This is a genomic window from Parabacteroides sp. AM58-2XD, from assembly GCF_003463685.1.
Lineage (GTDB): Bacteria > Bacteroidota > Bacteroidia > Bacteroidales > Tannerellaceae > Parabacteroides > Parabacteroides segnis.
In genome coordinates this window covers 40819-59585 of the sequence record NZ_QSDP01000031.1, presented here as the reverse complement: position 1 = coordinate 59585, position 18767 = coordinate 40819, and the positions used below count along the sequence as shown (strand labels likewise).

13 protein-coding genes and 1 pseudogene are annotated in these 18767 nt (G+C 46.0%); 7 read left to right on the top strand and 7 right to left on the bottom strand.

The window, feature by feature from the left end; translation table 11 throughout:
• On the top strand, positions 1-1055 hold a 1055-nt coding region (locus tag DXA15_RS09745; RefSeq protein WP_199676274.1), incomplete at its 5' end, for a Helicase associated domain protein.
• 21 nt (positions 1056-1076) lie between these two features.
• Here the strand turns inward: DXA15_RS09745 and DXA15_RS09740 are convergent.
• Positions 1077-1924 (bottom strand): annotated as a pseudogene (locus DXA15_RS09740) (histidinol-phosphatase).
• Between the two features lie 120 nt (positions 1925-2044).
• Here DXA15_RS09740 and DXA15_RS25485 point away from each other — a divergent pair.
• The gene (locus tag DXA15_RS25485; protein WP_199676272.1) at positions 2045-2215 is read left to right on the top strand and encodes a hypothetical protein; all 171 of its coding nucleotides are present in this window, start codon (positions 2045-2047) and stop codon (positions 2213-2215) included.
• Between the two features lie 75 nt (positions 2216-2290).
• Here DXA15_RS25485 and DXA15_RS09735 read toward each other — a convergent pair whose 3' ends face one another.
• Both DXA15_RS09735 and kbl read right to left on the bottom strand, forming a co-directional pair.
• The gene (locus DXA15_RS09735) at positions 2291-2941 is read right to left on the bottom strand and encodes a hypothetical protein (protein ID WP_128133906.1); all 651 of its coding nucleotides are present in this window, start codon (positions 2939-2941) and stop codon (positions 2291-2293) included.
• Between the two features lie 100 nt (positions 2942-3041).
• Complete coding sequence (gene kbl, locus DXA15_RS09730) at positions 3042-4232, bottom strand: glycine C-acetyltransferase (RefSeq protein ID WP_128133905.1); 1191 nt, start codon at positions 4230-4232, stop codon at positions 3042-3044.
• Between the two features lie 252 nt (positions 4233-4484).
• Here kbl and DXA15_RS09725 point away from each other — a divergent pair, with 252 nt between their 5' ends.
• Positions 4485-5438, top strand: coding sequence for an NAD-dependent epimerase/dehydratase family protein (locus tag DXA15_RS09725; RefSeq protein WP_007656131.1), 954 nt, complete (start codon positions 4485-4487; stop codon positions 5436-5438).
• Positions 5439-5732: 294 nt separating this feature from the next.
• Here the strand turns inward: DXA15_RS09725 and DXA15_RS09715 are convergent, their stop codons facing one another.
• The 4 genes from DXA15_RS09715 to mfd all read right to left on the bottom strand — a co-directional run bounded on the left by DXA15_RS09715 (position 5733) and on the right by mfd (position 15006).
• Positions 5733-7094 (bottom strand): Na+/H+ antiporter NhaC family protein, encoded by a 1362-nt coding sequence (locus DXA15_RS09715; RefSeq protein WP_233567083.1) that lies wholly within the window; start codon positions 7092-7094, stop codon positions 5733-5735.
• Positions 7039-9630 carry a DUF5686 and carboxypeptidase-like regulatory domain-containing protein gene (locus DXA15_RS09710; RefSeq protein WP_128133903.1) on the bottom strand — a complete coding sequence of 864 codons (2592 nt, stop codon included), beginning with the start codon at positions 9628-9630 and terminating at the stop codon, positions 7039-7041. The genes DXA15_RS09715 and DXA15_RS09710 overlap by 56 nt, the downstream gene beginning before the upstream one ends.
• Before the next feature lie 114 nt (positions 9631-9744).
• Positions 9745-11646, bottom strand: a complete 1902-nt coding sequence (locus DXA15_RS09705) for a long-chain fatty acid--CoA ligase (RefSeq protein WP_128133902.1) — start codon at positions 11644-11646, stop codon at positions 9745-9747.
• Between the two features lie 12 nt (positions 11647-11658).
• Positions 11659-15006, bottom strand: a complete 3348-nt coding sequence (gene mfd / locus DXA15_RS09700) for a transcription-repair coupling factor (protein ID WP_128133901.1) — start codon at positions 15004-15006, stop codon at positions 11659-11661.
• Between the two features lie 227 nt (positions 15007-15233).
• Here mfd and DXA15_RS09695 point away from each other — a divergent pair, with 227 nt between their 5' ends.
• The 4 genes from DXA15_RS09695 (at position 15234) to DXA15_RS26215 (ending at position 18716) form a co-directional block, all read left to right on the top strand.
• Complete coding sequence (locus tag DXA15_RS09695; RefSeq protein ID WP_007656150.1) at positions 15234-15971, top strand: polyprenol monophosphomannose synthase; 738 nt, start codon at positions 15234-15236, stop codon at positions 15969-15971.
• Between the two features lie 267 nt (positions 15972-16238).
• Positions 16239-17168: a hypothetical protein gene (locus DXA15_RS26225; RefSeq protein ID WP_233567082.1), complete on the top strand. Its 930-nt coding sequence runs from the start codon at positions 16239-16241 to the stop codon at positions 17166-17168.
• Between the two features lie 46 nt (positions 17169-17214).
• The gene (locus DXA15_RS26220; RefSeq protein WP_233567078.1) at positions 17215-18480 is read left to right on the top strand and encodes a polysaccharide lyase family 8 super-sandwich domain-containing protein; all 1266 of its coding nucleotides are present in this window, start codon (positions 17215-17217) and stop codon (positions 18478-18480) included.
• A 35-nt stretch (positions 18481-18515) separates the two neighbouring features.
• Positions 18516-18716, top strand: a complete 201-nt coding sequence (locus DXA15_RS26215) for a hypothetical protein (RefSeq protein WP_233567077.1) — start codon at positions 18516-18518, stop codon at positions 18714-18716.
• Positions 18717-18767: the final 51 nt, after the last annotated feature.

Below are 18767 nucleotides of genomic sequence, written 5' to 3'. Positions count from 1 at the left end.
TCGAAGGATTGCATGTGGAAGGAGTAGATGCTGCCATGTTCCTGCGTCGGACGGAATCTTATGTGGTAGCTTTGCAGCAGTTGGGCCGTTGCCTGAAAGCCGGTTCGGATCGTCATCCGGTAGTACTTGATTTTGTCAATAACCTTTCGGGGCGTTCTGTTTATGAGGCTATGTCAAGGGAGTTGGCTTATCATCCGGCGATCCGTGCCCCAAAGAGCTTTAAAGGCTTTATGGAGTTTGAGGTTACGGGGTTCCTGTCCGATATCCGTGCCCAGGTGGATGATATGCTGGCGGAGTTGGATGCATGGCTTGTGATGTATGAACGTTTGATCGAATATAAGGAGCGTGAAGGACGCTGGCCGCAGGCAGCCGAAGGGAAGCTGGGAAACTGGTGCAACACCCAGCGGATTGCCCGGAAGAAAGGGACGTTATCGGAAGATTACATCTCGCAGCTGGACCGGGTCGGTTTCGAATGGGAGGTACAGGACAGTCGTTGGATGAACTGCTTTGAAGAGCTGAAAGCATTTATGGTCGTAGAACACCGTTGTCCCAAACGCGGCGAAAACAAACTGAATACCTGGTGCAATACCCAACGCCAGGCACGAAAGAAAGGTCTCCTTTCCAATGAAAGAATCCGGTTGCTCGATTCGATCGGCTTCTGGTGGGAGCAGGATCTGGATTCGCTTTGGACGGAGAACTGGCAGCAGGTACTTGCCTACTACAAAAAACACAACCGCTGGCCCAAAAGCAACGAAGGCAAAGCCGGCAGCTGGTGTAACACCCAGCGTAAGAACCGGAAACAAGGTTTACTTTCGGCTGAACGCATCGCCCGGATGGATGCCGAAGGTTTTATCTGGACTATCGATGATGTCTGGATGGAAAACTATGAAAAACTACAACAATTCTTCTCTGAAAACAACCGCTGGCCAACCGCCCGTGAGAACAAACTCGGCAGTTGGTGTTTCGTACAGCGCAGAGCCTTGAAAAAAGGCGAACTCTCTTCTGATCGTAAGGATCTGCTGGATAAGATTTCTTTCCCCTGGAGTTTGAGGTAAATTTCCAATAATACTTTCCTATTAGTCAATGGCGACATCCTGCCATTCCCCTTTCACCAATTCACGGGTAGATTTAAACCCGATCTCTTTCAGCAATTTGAATGCCTTTTCCCGTCCGTCGTTTACCAGATAAGGATAATGGCAGTCGGAATTAACCATCACGGGGATGTTCATCTCTTTCAGTAATCCGAGATACTCTTTCCGGGGAAATAGCTGTTGCTTCTTTTCCAGATTTTTGGTGTTTATTTCAACCATCAATCCTTTTTCGGCTATCAGGTCGAGGGTCGCTATGAACGGTTCCTGATACCAGGTTGCGTCAAAAGAGAAACCTTCGCATTTGTGCCCGTTCATATATATTTTATCCATATGGCCGACAATATCGATACCTCCGGCTTCTATCATTTTCAGTGTCGAATCATAATAACGGGTTACCAACTTGCGGATATCTCCTTCAAAATAACGTTCCACCGATGCTTTATAATCAGCGAAGGAACCGTCGATACAGACCATATTCTCTTCACTCAGATGTTCCGAGATAGGAAGGAAATGGATGGAGCCGATGCGGTAATCCAGCGGAAGTTTCTGGAAATAGGGGACGGATGGGTTGTAGGTTTCATCCAGATAATCAATTTCCAGGGCTGTATATATTTCTAACCGGTCGCTGTATTTCTTTTTCAGCCGGTCTATTTCAGCCAGGTATTCGGGCATGTCTCTTTCGACATGTTCCAGAAGGTCTCGAAGGGCAGGGGGGAGTGTGATGAAAATCCATACGCCCGGAAGCCATGGGATATAGCGAACTTTACAAAGTCTTCAGGCGTACTGCGCCCGTCACAGAATGTACAATGACTGTGATAATTACTAAGTTGCATAAATATTCTATTGTCGATTGTTTTAGGAATACAAAGATAGAAAATCTTTCTGAACATATTGGCCGGGACTGTTGTTTAATAGTTGAGAGATTGTTAAACAGGTGATAATTTATAAGAGATATGAACAGACGAGAAAGATTGGAACTGGAGGTTTCGAATATCCAGTCGAAGATAGATAATGCTCCGAAAGATATTCCTTCCCATATTTTAGATTCGTGGAGGAAAGATATAGTCAGTCTGGAGTTTGAGTTGAACAACCTTATCGATGGCGAGGAAGATAATAATTACTGATAGGCATATTTATAGGTTAATAGATTGTTTTAGGAAGAAAAGAAGCGGCAACATCGGGATGTTTCGCTTCTTTTTTTATTGTGCTTGAGTGGCAAACTCAAGCAGTTTTACGATATCATTTACTTGGTTCAGGCTGATTTTCTGGTCTTTTATGAAAGATGAAATTGATTCGGACTGTTCTTTGGGGAAGAGTTTCAGGAATGATTTTGCATTTGTGAATTTCTTCCTCTTTTGATTCTGTAAAAGATAATAGGTGTTTTCCGGATTATATTTATAGACGTAATTGTCGGTGCTGCCCATCTTCTGTTGCCGGGTCTGGTTGGCATCGATGGCCTGGACCGAGCCTTGTGTCGCAATACCGAATGCTCCTTTTTTCGCGAAAGGAACTGCTTTGGTTTTATAGTCGACCAGCAGAACGGTATTATTGACTGGGATATATTCCAGGAAACGGTTTAAATGCGGAATGAATTTGCGGTTGTCGATGTAAATGGTGTCTATGTTGCTGTTATTATCCATCGTCATGTCTTCTCCGTTGTTCAGGAAATGGAGTTCCTGGTAGACACAATTATAATTGAATTTTGTTTGATTGAAACGTTTGTTTTTTAATAACGCTTTACCGTCTGTAAATGAATCGAACAGATACTCTTTATTAGAGGGTGTTGTTTCCTGTGCTTCCAGGTTGAAACAACAGCAAAAAATAAGGCATATTAGTGGTAATGACTTCATTGTGGTTTGATTTTAAATGTTTTGACTAGCTGTTGTTAAAAACAGCGGAAAACGAGATATGCTTTCCGCTGTTATAGACTTCTATAAAATAGAAGAATGCTTATTTGATGACATTCAGCTCTTTACCAACTTTGATAAATGCTGCAATGGCTTTATCCAGATGTTCTTTTTCGTGGCCGGCAGACAACTGAACGCGGATACGGGCCTGGTCTTTCGGAACTACCGGATAGTAGAATCCTGTTACATAAATGCCTTCTTCCTGCATTTTTGCAGCAAAGTCCTGAGACAACTTGGCATCATACAACATCACGGCGCAGATTGCAGACTGTGTCGGTTTGATATCGAAACCGGCAGCCAGCATCTTATCGCGGAAGTAAGAAACGTTGTTCATCAGCTTAGTATGCAGTGCGTCGCTTTCTTCCAGAATCTTGAACATTTCCAGACTAGCTCCGACGATAGCTGGTGCTACTGAGTTAGAGAACAAATAAGGACGTGAACGCTGGCGGAGCATGTCGATAATTTCTTTTTTACCTGTAGTGAAACCACCCATAGCGCCACCGAATGCTTTACCTAATGTACCTGTGAAAATATCTATTTTTCCATATACATTATATTGTTCTGCCACACCGTGACCTGTCGGACCGGCTACACCGGCTGAGTGAGATTCGTCGACCATGACCAGTGCATCATATTTTTCTGCCAGTTCGCAGATCTTGTCCATCGGGGCAACGTTACCGTCCATAGAGAAGACACCGTCTGTGGCGATGATGCGATGACGCTGTGCCTGAGCTTCCTGCAAGCAACGTTCCAGGTCAGCCATATCTGCGTTGGCGTAGCGATAACGTTTTGCTTTACACAAACGTACACCGTCAATGATGGAGGCGTGGTTCAACGCATCGGAGATGATGGCATCTTCTTCGCCGAACAACGGTTCGAACAAACCACCGTTTGCATCGAAACAGGCGGCATACAGAATCGTATCTTCTGTTTTGAAATAATCGGAAATAGCGGCTTCCAATTCTTTGTGTAAATCCTGTGTTCCGCAGATGAAACGAACGGATGACATACCGTATCCGTGAGAATCCATGGCATCTTTAGCTGCTTTAATCAGACGTTGGTTGTCTGACAGACCAAGGTAATTGTTGGCACAGAAGTTTAAAACATTACTTCCGGCATTTACTTTAATGTCGGCTCTTTGTGGCGTAGTGATAATACGCTCGTTTTTGTACAATCCGGCTGCTTTAATGTTAGCCAGTTCCTGTGTAAGGAAATCTTTCAGTTTACCGTACATAACTTTGTTTTTTGTTAGTATTTTTGAATCAAGTAGACTATTTAGTTAACAATTGATAGTTGAAAAGTAACAGTTAGTTCGTTTTTGTTACAAAGGGCTGTCAACAGTTAATAGTCAACTCTCAACTGGTGAAGCAAAGGTCATATTTTTTTTTGAATATTAGCATGAAAAAACACAAGAAAATCGTGCGGGAACAATTTTATTCTCTATACCTTTGCCGCAGAAAAAACTTAAAAGAACAATAAAAACGCAATGAAGAATGTATTAATTATCGGTTCTACCGGTCAGATCGGCTCAGAGTTAACCATGGAGTTGAGAAAACGTTACGATGGCGACATCGTAGCAGGTTATATATCCGGAGCAGAACCCAAAGGTGAACTATTGGAATCAGGACCTTCTGCACTTGTTGATATAACAAATGAACAGCAGATCGCCGAGACAGTGTCTAAATATAAGATTGACACAATCTATAATCTGGCTGCATTATTGTCTGCCGTAGCTGAAGCAAAGCCTCAGTTAGCCTGGAAGATCGGTATGGGTGGATTATTCAACGTACTGGAAGTAGCACGTGAAATGAAATGTGCCGTATTTACTCCGAGTTCTATCGGTGTATTCGGTAACAACACTCCGAAAGACAAGACTCCGCAGGATACAATCCGTAACCCGCGTACGATGTATGGTGTGACTAAAGTTTCCGGCGAGTTGTTGAGCGACTATTATAACATCCGTTTCGGTGTGGATACACGTTCGGTTCGCTTCCCGGGATTGATTTCTTATGTAACTCCTCCGGGTGGTGGTACAACTGACTATGCAGTGGATATTTATTATTCAGCCGTAAAGGGTGAGAAGTTTGAATGTCCGATCGCTGCCGGTACATTTATGGATATGATGTATATGCCGGATGCATTGCATGCTGCTATCCAGATTATGGAAGCTGATCCTACGCGTCTGCAACACCGCAACTCATTCAATATTGCTTCTATGAGTTTCGATCCGGAAATTATAGCAAACAATATCCGTAAATATATTCCTGACTTCCAGATGGAATACAAGGTTGATCCGTTGCGTCAGGCGATCGCTGATTCATGGCCCAATTCATTGGATGATACTTGTGCCCGTGAAGAATGGGATTGGAAGCCGACTTACGATCTGGATACAATGACTAAAGACATGATCGCAAAACTGAAAGAACGTTTCGGTAAATGACAAATATAAGAGGTTTGTTGATGGGAGGGGATATCCGGTCTAGGGTGTCCCCTTTATTTTTAAGTGGGGTGGGTAATAAAGTTTCCTGTAAAGGATGCTTCATTTTATATGTTTTAGAGCATGTTTTAGCTAAACAATGTTAATGCGACGCATTTTTCTTGCAAATATTATGCTGAATAACATAAAACCCCTATATTTGCACTGTGTTTTTCATGGTATTAGATTTAAGGTTAACAATGAAGATTGGCTGTCCGTGATGGATAGCCTTTTTTTGTTTATATGTGTCTGGATTTGCTATTTCGTAGAAACCATGTTACTGTATTTTTTCGGGTATCCTGAGAAGATTGCCAGTAAAGCGCCGAATCCCAATAAATAAGGATAGTATAGGTACTGCATAATCTCGAGAGGGGAGACCTGGCCTAATCCTGAAGCCATTAGCAACTGTGCCCCGTAGGGGATGATTCCCTGAATGAAACAAGAGAAAATATCCAGAATACTTGCGCTGCGGCGCGGATCGACTTTGAAACGGTCTGCAATATCTTTTGCGATCGGTCCCGCCATGATCAGGGCAATCGTATTGTTTGCCGTACAGAGATTGGCAAAGCTGACCAATGCGGCGATACTCATTTCCGCTCCTTTGGAGGAATGGATACGGGAAGTCAGTTTGAGGATGATCCAGTCGATACCTCCATTGTAACGAATCATTTCCAACATGCCTCCTGCCAGTAAAGTGACGATAATCAGTTCACCCATATTGGTTATACCGAGTCCCATTGAAGCTGTCCAGCCCCATATGTCGAAACCTCCCGTCAGTAATCCGATAATGCCGGAGAGCAGGATACCGATAAATAAGACCAGCATTACATTGACTCCGCAAATGGCGGTGACAAGGATTACCAGATAAGGAACCACCTTTGTCCATTCGATCGCTCCGGCTGTATAATTGCTGTCGATACCGCTTCCAACCAATACATATATAATACCTGTAATAATAGCGATGGGGAGAGCGATACGGATGTTCACTTTAAACTTATCATTCATGTTACATCCCTGTGTTCGGGTGGCAACGATCGTGGTGTCGGATATAAAAGACAGATTGTCGCCGAACATGGCCCCGCTTACAACCACTCCGAGCATCAGGGCATCGGGCATTCCCGTCTTATCGGCAATACCTACTGCTACAGGGGCGAGGGCTACGATTGTACCTACGGAGGTCCCGACAGAAATAGATATAAAGCAGGCAGCCAGGAATATACCGGCAGCCAACAGGTTTCCGGGCAGGATCGACATTGCCAGATTGACGGTCGCATCTACGGCCCCCATCGCTTTGGCTGTCTGGGCAAACGCCCCGGCGAGAATAAAGATCAGTACCATCAGCATGATATTGCTGTTGGCAGCTCCGCGGCAGAACTGTTCGATACGGTTGGATAATTTCCCTCCCTTGGATATGGCGATAGCAACGACAGATGATATAACAAACGCTACGGTGATAGGCATCTTATAAAAATCGCCTGCCAATATCGATACGACTAGATAGGTGAGCAGGAATACCAGTAAAGGTATGAGTGCCCAGGCATTAGGCGCATGATTTAAAGGAGAGTTAGAAGGAGAATCGCAACGCAATACGCACCCCTCCTTTCTTAATATTCGGTTCATCCAGATAGGTGAGCCGGCGGTAATAATCTATACGAAGAATCTTGAAGATGTTTTCCAGGCCGACGCTTGCTTCCATATACGGTGTTTTGCCCAAAGGACGTGTGCTGTCGGGCAGGAGGAACAGATTCGGTGTCAAGGCCGGATTGTTTTTATCCGTCAATCCTCCGTAGATACCGTTGAAAGAGATTACTTCGCGTAACCTTAGCCATTTGATACCTGGGATACGATTCAATATCCAGCCTTTCAGATAATAGGTGGCGTTGAATGAAACGTATTGGTCTGTTACAAACTCCAGGGCATTCATCATGTGGAATGCTTCCGGCTGGATAGTAATTGACTGGTTGGTATTCGGCAGGATCAGCAGCGGGAAAGGTACTTTGTTCCATACCTTTCCGGCTTTCAACTGCGTATCGATATGCCCGAACGAGGATAACCAGATACGTTTTTCCGCACTGACTTCCGTATGATTGTAGTTATATTCTCCACCCAGTACCCCTTTGATACCCAACTGATGTGACAGTTTGAAGATAGGAGCATCCTTCGACAGGTTGAAGACCGATTCTTTTCCGGAGCGTCCGTCGTAAGAGCGTTCACCGGGAGCGAAACGGAGTTGTGTTCCGATTTCAGAGGTTGTAATATCCTTTTTTTGAATCAATGTGCCGTCTGCTTCTTTCTCGATATATTTGAGCGTTCCGGCAGCCTGGTTATTCTGGTTATATACCCATGACCTCCACGTAAGGCCGTTCAGCCATTCTTTTTCGTACTGGAACATGGATTTGCGGATATACTGCATTTTAGTTACAGGTTCGCCTACTTTCCAGGCAACAAAGATGTTATCCTTGCTGGTGAAAAGGAAATCCTGTCCGGGGGTATATACGTCATATTCCTGGATAAAGGATAAATTATTGACCGGACTTTCTCCTTCGTGGTATAGTTTTTTATTGAAGCTATGTGTCAGTTTTACGTTGTATTTCAGTTTACGGTCGTTCGTTCCGTAGGCGAGATATCCGCTGGCGAACCAGTAAGGATTCAAGTTGGCTGTCGTCATACCTCCGATACGTAAACGGACACCTTCCAGACTGTTACCGCTGATTGTCGTGTTCATCGGACCGAAGTCAAATTTGGTGGATTTCTTATCGCCGGCTGTCGGGATATATCCGGATATAAGTATTTCTGCTGTTTTGATAATTACATTGAATGCCGGGACTTTCCGGAGTTGGGCCAGCAGGTCGTTCAAGGCATTTTCTTTTTCTTTCAGAGGCACATGCCGGTTGTTTATCCAGAAGGTATCAGGCTGTTCGATTGCCACAGGTAATGTATGGAGTGAACCCAACAGGTTGAATACGGAGTCTGCTTTCGCCTGTTCTATGTTGAAATTGTATTTGTCGTAATTCCTGAGTTGGTGCGCATAGAGCTGCTGGGCACCTTTTACCAGGTAGAAATTGACATAGGTGTTTTCGTTCTTTACCACCCAGGTGCTGTCCGGCATCCGTTCGAATTCCTGTTCGATGCGGAGTTTGTCCACCCAGTTCAGGTTGATATTGGCGGGGGTGTTCAGCAGGAATTTTTTTAAAGCATAATTACCGTCAAGAGTGATGTATAACCTTCCGGTAAAACCGTAACTCTGGCTGTTGACCGGGACGAAAGCCAGGTCGACACATTTATCGCCTCCTATATCGAGGGTATCCATGATATAGTATTTATAATAGCTGGTAGCCAGGGTGGAGGACAAGGGGCTGACGAAACGGTTCAATAGGATATTGATATTATTATCGAAGATGTTGATGCCCTGAAATATCTCTTCCAGGTTGGAGGTGATGCCCCCGCCGTCATCTAGAGTCTGGTCGACGCCTTGCATACGTTTACCTTTGACAATCGTTTTTTCTGTTTTCGGATGTTTCCGGTAGTATCTATCTGCAATTGTTTCACGAACGGAAAGGGTCAGGATAGGTTTGCCGTTAAATTCGGAACTGTCCAGATAGTTCTTGATGAATTTGAATTTCTTCATGAATTTGTTTTTCTCGAAATCCGGGTTGAAGTCGTCCAGGGAGAGAGATAATTTTTCGTATACCTCGGTTTGATATTCGTCCTTGGCTTCGATGCGGTTATCGTTCTTATGTTCGATTACTTTCTTAATCAGTTCGACGGCCGGATTGTCTTTACGGGAATATTTTTCTCTTTTGGGTTTGACGATGACTTCGGATATTTCGAAGGCGGTAGGGCGGAGGTCAATGGTAAGCCCGTCGTTCTTCTGTCCGGTTTTCAGGTCCAATATTTTAGTGTCGTATCCTAATGATGCGACAGCCAGCTTGTTATAACCTTTATCGTTCTGTAAGGCGAAAGCCCCGTTGTCGTCGGTCATTGCCCCAATGGTTGAACCGTCAAAATAGACGGAAACAAAAGCCAAAGGTTCTCCGGTTATTGAATCCTTTACGATACCGGATGCAGAGGTCATGCTTTGTGCATATAAAACGGAAATACCGGTCGCTGCCTGCAACAGAACCAACAGTACTATTAAGTGAATTCTTTTTACCATGAAACTAACGTTATTCCTTCTCGGATAATGCAGTTGGCAAAGGTAAGCTTTTTCCCGGTAGGAGCTGAGTCAGTCTTATTAATAATATTTAATCAAGGAGGATGCAGGAACCGTTTACAACGACTTTATATTCTCCCTATTTACCGGATTCTTCCCTTCCGGTGTATATAAATGATCGATGCGGGAAGCATAGGCTTTTTCTACTTTTCCACGGACAATCTTCATTGTACTGTTAACCATGCCGTTTTGTTCGGTGAAGGGTTCGGGCAAGACGGCAAATGTGGTGGGTAGCCAGCGATCAGGGAACATAGATGACAAGTCACCCCCTTTACGGAAACGGTCGATCTGTTTTTGGATGATACGGATGGCTTCTTCTTTTCCTTTTTCCGTATTCAGATCGAGTTGCAGGTGGGAGAGATGTCTTTTCAGATGGTCTTTGTTCGGTACAACCAAAGCAACCGTATAAGGATTCTGGTTGTTGTAAAGCAACAGTTGGTCGATGCAGGAAGAATGTTCAACCAATGCTTCTTCGATACCTTCCGGACTGTATTTTTCGCCATCGCTACCGATCAGCAGGCTTTTGAAACGGCCTAATACATATAATAAGCCATCTTTACCCATATATCCCATATCCCCGGTGTAAAGCCAACCGTCTTTAATGGTTTCGGTTGTAGAAGCCGGATTTTTCCAGTATCCTGCCATAACATTTTCTCCGCGGATAACAATTTCGCCTTTTTCTCCGAGGGGAAGTTCTTTGCCTTCCTGGTCACATATTTTCAGGTCAAGCGGTTGAACCAGTACACCGCTGCTTCCAAACCTGTGGTGGCGCGGGCCGTTGGTCGAGATGACAGGAGTTGCTTCGCTAAGCCCGTACCCCTGGTACATCGGCAGGCCGATGGCATAATAGAACTTTTGTAAATCCTTATCCAGCAGGGCACCGCCGCCGATGAAGAACTTCAGTTCGCCGCCAAAGTTCTCACGGACCTTAGAAAAGATGATACTATCGAACAGGCTTACAACCGGTTTTAGCAGGAACCGCCAGCCACGACCTTTGTCATCGCCGCCATCCCCGTTATAGGTATATGCTACGTTCAGCCCCATGTGGAACAGACGGTTGACCATGTTACCCTGCGTCCGGATGCCTTGTTCGATATTCTTTTTGAAGTTCTTGGCAAGGGCCGGGACACTCAATATTAAATACGGCTTAAATTCCTTGATGTTTACAGGGATATTCTTTAACGTCTCCATACCGGTTCTTCCCACCTGTACGGTAGCTACCGAAGCTCCTTTATACATAAATATATAGAAACCTACCACGTGGGCAAAGCAATGGTCGAGCGGAAGGATAACCAGTGTGCGCCAGGTATCGTCGATATCTACGCAAGTAAGTGATTGCTCCACGTTAGCCGTGTAATTGCGATGAGTGAGGATAACGCCTTTCGGGTCGGCGGTTGTTCCGGAGGTGTAAGTGATTGTGGCATAATCATCGTTGGTAAGCGATTGTCCGATTGTCAGAAACTCTTCCAACGGGTGCGCACTGAGATATTCTTTTCCCATTTCTATTACTTTAGAGAGGGGAATTTCTTTTTCCTGATATTCCTTTTGGTCGTCGAAGATGATGATTTGTTGAAGCAACGGCAGTTTATCGACGATAGAACGTATTTTCTTCAACTGGTTGCCAGATACCATAATATATTTTACATCGGCATGTGTCAGACGGAACAACAGGTCGTTTGCCTCTTCCAGTTTGATAGAGAGGGGGACGTTGGTGGCTCCGGCGTAGAACATCGCCAGTTCGCCGATGATCCAGGCGTTGCGGCCTTCGCTGAGCAGGGCCATGTTGTCGCCTTTCATTACTCCCAGGGCAACCAGTCCGGCGCCCAGCGTGTAAACCTGTTCCCTAACCTGTGTGTAGGTGGTAGGCTCAAATTTGTTTGTTGTCTTTTCCCATAAGAACGGGTTATCGGGATATTGTTTCACCGAGTTTTCAAAAAGGTCTACCAATGTTCTTTTCATGACATCTTCATTTTATGATTTTTCTATTTCTTCTACTAATGCGCAGGCGGTTTCTACTGTACGGACATTTTTTATTACGATACTGCGCTTACCGTTCTGGTCCCGGAGATTACATTCGCGGGGATGTTTTTGTATAAAGGCCAGCAATTTGTCGAAAGCCTTGCTCTGATAGTACGTGCTTTCGGAGTTGGATATGAGGATGATGTTCATCTGCCCCTTCTTTAATACCACTTTTTCCATTCCCAGCTTCTTGGCCATACGGCGGAGGCGAACGATACGGATCAGTTCTTTTCCTTCCTTCGGAATTTTGCCGAAGCGATCTTTCAGACGTTCCGTGAAGGCCAGAATATCGCGTTCTTCTTCCATCTTATCCAGTTCACGGTAGAGAGAAACACGTTCCGAATCGTTGGGAATATAGGTTGGCGGGAACATCAGTTCGAGGTCGCTTTCGATATACGTTTCGCGAACGTATTCGCTGCCGGAATCTCGTTTGCCGTCATCGGAATCGGCATACAGGTCGGCAAACTCATCGCTTTTCAGTTCATCGACAGCTTCTTCCAGGATTTTCTGATAGGTTTCGTAGCCGAGGTCGGCGATGAAACCACTTTGCTCGGCACCCAACATGTTACCGGCGCCACGGATATCCAAGTCTTGCATGGCGATATGAATTCCACTTCCCAGTTCGGAGAAGTTTTCGATCGCTTGCAAACGGCGGCGTGCCTCCTGCGTAAGTGAGGAGAGGGGCGGCGAGAGTAGATAACAGAAGGCCTTGCGGTTGCTTCGTCCTACACGTCCGCGCAACTGGTGCAGGTCGGACAGACCGAATTGTTGTGCGTTATTGATGATGATGGTATTGGCATTCGGTACATCGATACCGCTTTCCACAATGCTGGTGGCGATCAGTACATCATATTCATAGTTTACGAAGTCGAGAATGATCTTCTCCAGTTTGTCCGGTTCCATCTGGCCGTGTCCTACGGCTATGCGGGCGTCTGGCACTTCCCTGCGTACCAGATGTTCTATTTCGTAGATGTTCTGAACACGGTTATTGATGAAGAAAACCTGTCCGTTACGGCTCATCTCGAAATTAATCGCTTCACGGATAATATCGGGGTTGAAACGCTCCACTTCCGTCTGTACCGGATACCGGTTGGGCGGGGGAGTGGTGATGCTGCTCAGGTCGCGGGCACCCATCAACGAGAACTGCAAAGTTCGGGGGATCGGTGTCGCTGTCATTGTCAGCGTATCCACATTCACTTTCATCTGACGAAGTTTTTCCTTAACGGATACGCCGAACTTTTGCTCTTCATCGATGATAAGCAATCCCAGGTCTTTGAACTTGACATCTTTGCTGACAATACGATGCGTACCGATCAGGATGTTCACCTGACCGTCGGCGACATCCATCAACGTCCTTTTGATCTGTGCCGTAGTCCTTGCCCGGCTGATATAATCGATCCGGCAGGGGAAATCTTTCAGACGCTCCGAAAAAGTCTGGAAATGTTGGAAAGCAAGAACTGTTGTAGGAACCAGTACGGCTACCTGCTTGTTATCGGAAACAGCCTTGAAGGCAGCACGGATCGCTACCTCCGTCTTGCCGAAACCTACGTCACCACAGATCAGGCGATCCATCGGACGTAAACTTTCCATGTCTTCTTTTACTTCGCTTGTCGCTTTCATCTGGTCGGGTGTGTCTTCATAAATGAAGCTTGCTTCCAGTTCGTGCTGCATGAAGCTATCCGGCGAGTAGGAGAAACCTGTCTCCTGTTTGCGTTGGGAGTAAAGAAGGATCAGGTCGCGGGCAATGTCCTTGACCTTCTTCTTTGTCTTTTCCTTCATCTTCTCCCATGCACCGGTTCCCAGCTTGTTCAGCTTGGGCGGTTCGCCGCTGTCTTTTCCTTTATATTTGGATAGCTTATGCAGGGAATGTATGCTGACGAAGATGATGTCGTTGTTTTGGTAGATCAGTTTGATAGCTTCCTGTATCTTGCCGTTTACTTCGGTGCGTACCAGGCCGCCGAACTGCCCGACGCCATGGTCGATATGCACGATATAGTCGCCGGTCGTGAACTGGTTCAGTTCTTTCAGTGACAACGTGAGTTTTCCGCTGCGGGCCTTTTCGCTTTTCAGGTTGAACTTGTGGAAACGGTCGAACAGCTGATGATCCGTAAAGAGACAGATACGCAGCGCGTCATCGGTAAATCCTTCATGTATGGTCTTGTTGACCGAAGTGAAAGGAATATTTTCTCCCCGGTCCTCGAAGATCGCCCGGATACGGGTTGCCTGTTTTTCGACGTCACTCAATATATATAATGTATAGCCACTCTCCAGATAGTTACGGAAAGAGTCGCTCACCATATCGAAATTCTTATGGTAAATAGGCTGTGCCTGTGTACTGAATGTAAGGGTGGCATCCGCTACTCCTGCCGGGCGTGTACCGAAATGTATCCGGCGGAAGTTGAGGGCTGCCCGGAGGAAATCTTCTCCAGTCACCAGTCTGGCACGCATTCGGCTGATGTCGGCAAACGATTCTTCGTCACCGACAACCGGCTCTTCATTCCACAAGCTGCCGATACGTTCCTTCGTCCATGCCAGGTCTCTGGCCGCCAGGATTGTTTGTGCAGGCAGTGAATCCAGCAGCAGGGTGTTGGTACGGTCGCTTTTATTCATTTCCGGCACGATATAGATACTGTCCATTTTCTCTTTGGAAAGCTGGGTTTCCACATCGAACGTACGGATTGTCTCCACTTCCTTTCCGAAGAAGTCGATACGGTAGGGAAATTCGTAGGAGAAAGAGAATACGTCCAGGATACTGCCGCGCAGGGCATATTGCCCCGGTTCGTAGACATAGTCCACCTGTTCGAATCCATATTCGTCGAGCACGTCGGACACGAACATATTATCCAGCTTCTCGCCGACACTGATCTTCAGAGTGTTCTTTTTCAGGTCGTCGCGCGATATGACCTTTTCAGCCAGTGCATCAGGATAGGAAACGATCACGAAGGGTGCTTCGGGGTCCTGGAGGACACTGAGCACTTCGGTCCGCAGTATTTCATTTGCGGGGTCGATATGTCCGTATTTGATGGCCCGGCGGTAAGCGGACGGGAAAAAGTAAATCTCATTGCTTCCGGTCAGCTGCATCAGGTCGTGATAGAAGTAGCCGGCTTCTTCCTGGTCGTTGAGTATGCACACATAGTTGCCCCTTCTTTTTAAAAAAAGAGAAGCGATTGTCATTGCTGCGCCCGAACCGTTCAACCCTTTCAGGAAAATGTTATTTGACGTATTACCGTTCAAAAGGGTATCCAATGCGGAAACTTGCGGGTGGGCGGCGAATATTTTAAGTAATTCTTGTACCTCCATTAAAATTGTTGTCTGTTGACAAGTAACAAATGACAGCAACAAATGTTACTGAAATGTTTGGCAAAGGTAGCTTTTTTGTTCAAAATAATATAGAGTAATAAGTTTAAATCAACTAAAATATGTACCTTCGCATTCGGGTTGATAACCGATTGCCGACAGTTCTGCGGGATAGTTGCAGTAAATCTGTCAACTGTTACTTGTCAACTGTCAATTAATAAAAGAAGTATATGTCAGACAGTATTGTTATTATTCCGACCTACAACGAGAAAGAGAATATTGAGAATATTATCCGTGCGGTATTTGGGTTGGAAAAGGAGTTTCATATTTTGATTATAGATGATGGCTCGCCTGATGGAACAGCGGATATTGTAAAGCGATTACAGAGTGAATTTCCTGAACGTCTTTTCATGGTAGAAAGGAAAGGCAAGTTAGGGTTGGGAACTGCCTACATTTGCGGTTTCAAATGGGCGATCGAACATAAGTACGACTTTGTCTTCGAAATGGATGCCGATTTCAGTCATAATCCGAATGATCTTCCGAAGTTATATGCCGCCTGCACGGAGCAGGGGGGAGATGTGGCTATCGGTTCGCGTTACAGCAATGGCGTGAATGTGGTGAACTGGCCGCTGGGACGTGTATTGATGTCATATTACGCATCTGTCTATGTCCGTTTCGTTACCGGGATGAAAGTACAGGATACGACTGCCGGTTTCAAATGCTACCGTCGCGAGGTGCTTGAGGCGATCGATCTCGATCATATTCATTTCAAGGGATATGCTTTCCAGATAGAGATGAAGTTTACGGCGTATAAATGTGGTTTCAAACTGGTGGAAGTGCCTATTATCTTTATTAACCGCGTATTGGGAACATCCAAGATGAACTCTTCCATATTCGGGGAAGCGTTGTTCGGCGTGCTTAAACTGAAGTGGTGGAGTTTGTTCCGCAAGTATCCGCAGAAGAAATAAAGGGGATAGTTGGTGTTATCCGCTTCTTATTTATCAGGACATTAAAGGTAGTTTTATTTATAGGGCATGTAATTCCGGTTACATGCCTGTTTTTTTGTTGCCTGCCTGATCGCAATCTCTACCGCATAAACAAAGCAATCTCCCGGGTGTATTGAATTAGGTCACTGGTAATAGAAGACGGATTCGTTACAATTTTTTTTCGCCATTATTATACTTGTCAGGATTAATTATGGTAAATTTGTTGCTTTCAGTACTAAATTCAATATCATGAAGCTTCTTACAAACACATTCTTGTTAGCCGCATTCTTGTTTTTACCCGTGCGTGTGTTCTCGCAAACACGGCAGGACGAACTGGAGCAGATCCGTCAGAACTATATCGGGACCTTGATCAGTTCCAATGATGAATCGGATTTACTCAACCGTATATTGTCCGGTATCCCGCCTGAGACGGAAATGTCTGACCAGGTCGTTGTGGAACTGCATCAACGGTATCCTTTCAATATGGAGAAGATCAAAGGATATATGGAGAGTATAAGTGAAGACGGTTCCTGGCCGGATATCAACTATACAGATACCAAACGCTCCGGATGGGATGCCAAGAAGCATGCCGACCGTATACTGGAGTTGGCAAAACTCTATCATGCCGAAGGGCCTTCGTGTACCTGGTCGCCCCGCTTCTCTACGGTTATTCATCAGGCGCTCGGTTATTGGTTCCGCACGAAACCTGTTTGCATGAACTGGTGGTATAACGAGATCGGTATCCCGAAAACGTTCGGGCCGGCTTTCCTGCTGCTCCGTATGCAGATGACACCCGACGAACTCAAAGAAGCTGTGAAAGTAATGGATAACGCCCGTTTCGGCATGACGGGGCAGAATAAAGTCTGGCTGGCAGGAAACGTACTTGTCAAAGGCTTGCTGACAGACGATTATGCCTTGGTAAAGGCTGCCCGCGATACAATCATCTCTGAAATAACCACCGGGCGTGAGGAAGGTATTAAAAGCGACTGGAGCTTCCACCAGCACGGGCCGCAACAGCAGTTCGGCAACTACGGGCTGGCTTATCTCGGTGAGATGAGTTTCTATTCGGGATTGTTTGCTGGAACTTCCTTTGCTTTGAATGCCGAACAGCAATCTATCCTGAATAATTTATTAACGGAGGCTATCGCTGGATTATCTGGCGTGGCTATATGGATGTGAATGCCCTCGACCGGCAATTGTTTCATAATGCCCTTTTCATAAAGCGTTGGCGATAGGATATGCCGCCAGCTCACTGAAGAAGGGCAGCACACCGGCCGATGTGCAGAAGATGGATGATTTTCTGAATGACAATTTCCCTCCCCAACCTGCGCAGAGGACAGCCTTTTCCGGACAGAAACATTTCTGGGATTCAGACCAGACTATCCATCGCGCACCGGGGTGGATGGCCTCTGTCAAGATGGCTTCCAAGCGGGTGATCGGTACTGAGTTAGTAAATGAAGATAACCTGAAAGGCTTTTATATGGGTGACGGCGCTACTTATATATACCGTAACGGCGATGAATATCTGAATGTGTTCCCGTTCTGGGACTGGCGCAAGGTCCCGGGTATTACTTCGTATGAAAGCGATGCGCCTATCCCTTCTCCCCGTACTTACGGGGCGCATGTCCGTAATGAAACGACTTTTGTCGGTGGTGTAACGGATGGCAGTACAGGTATGACCGCTATGATCCTGAACCGTGACGGAGCACATGCCTGCAAGTCGTGGGTTATCACGGACGATTTTGTGTTATGCCTCGGGGCAGGAATTCAGACCGACAGTACGCTGAACCTGGCGACATCGATTGACCAGCGTATGAAACAGGGGGAACTGGCTTATTGGGAAAATAACTGTTGGAATCCTGTCAACGGAACCGTTACGATTACCGGGAAGGCTCCGCGTTTCTATCATGACAGTACCGGTTATATCCTGATGCAACCAGAAAACTGTGTGGCGATCTCAGAAAAACGTTCCGGCCGCTGGTCCGACTTTATGGGTTCATATATACCGCAAACGGTGGAAGGAGAGGTGATCTCTTTATATATCCGCCATCCGAAAGAGGTTCCCGCCACTTACCAATACCTGATACTGCCGGCCTCTTCGGCAGACCGTACAGCCACTTTCCGGACGGATGGTATCCGGGTGCTTCGCAATGACGAGGCCATGCAGGCCGTAGCAGCCGGCAACCGTTTCTATGTCACTGCATATCAGAAGGGAACCATCCGCCTGTCGGATGATATAACACTGGCGGTACAGACACCGGGTATCTATATGCTTTCTCCGGGAAACGGGAAACTCCGTATAGAGGCAAGCGATCCGACACATACACAAACGTCCTTGTCTTTAACGATCAATGACTACGATTTGAAGATAATGGTTCCTGCCAACCAGGCTTCCGGCCAGTCTGTTTCCGTTACCCCGGTTATCAGCGCGCCGTTGGTAAAGTCGATTTCCGTCGCCAGTTCGATTTCGACTGGAACTTTAAAGGGCTGAAACAGGGAACACATACCGGCAAAGACACCTATATCGTGGAAGGCTCCATCCCCTTGAAGAGCCTGGAAGAAATGGGCGTGATCTCACCGGACGGCGAGATACGTTTCGGTGTATACCGTGCCGATTATTACGGGCCGCAAGAGGAACAGGTGATCTGGTCGTCCTGGATCATCCCCGATGCCGCCAATCCGGACTTCCATATACCGTCTTCTTTAGGAGTATTGAAATTGAGGTAAGGGATGGTTCGGAATTTATCAGAATTGAGAAGTATATTGTCATTATTATAA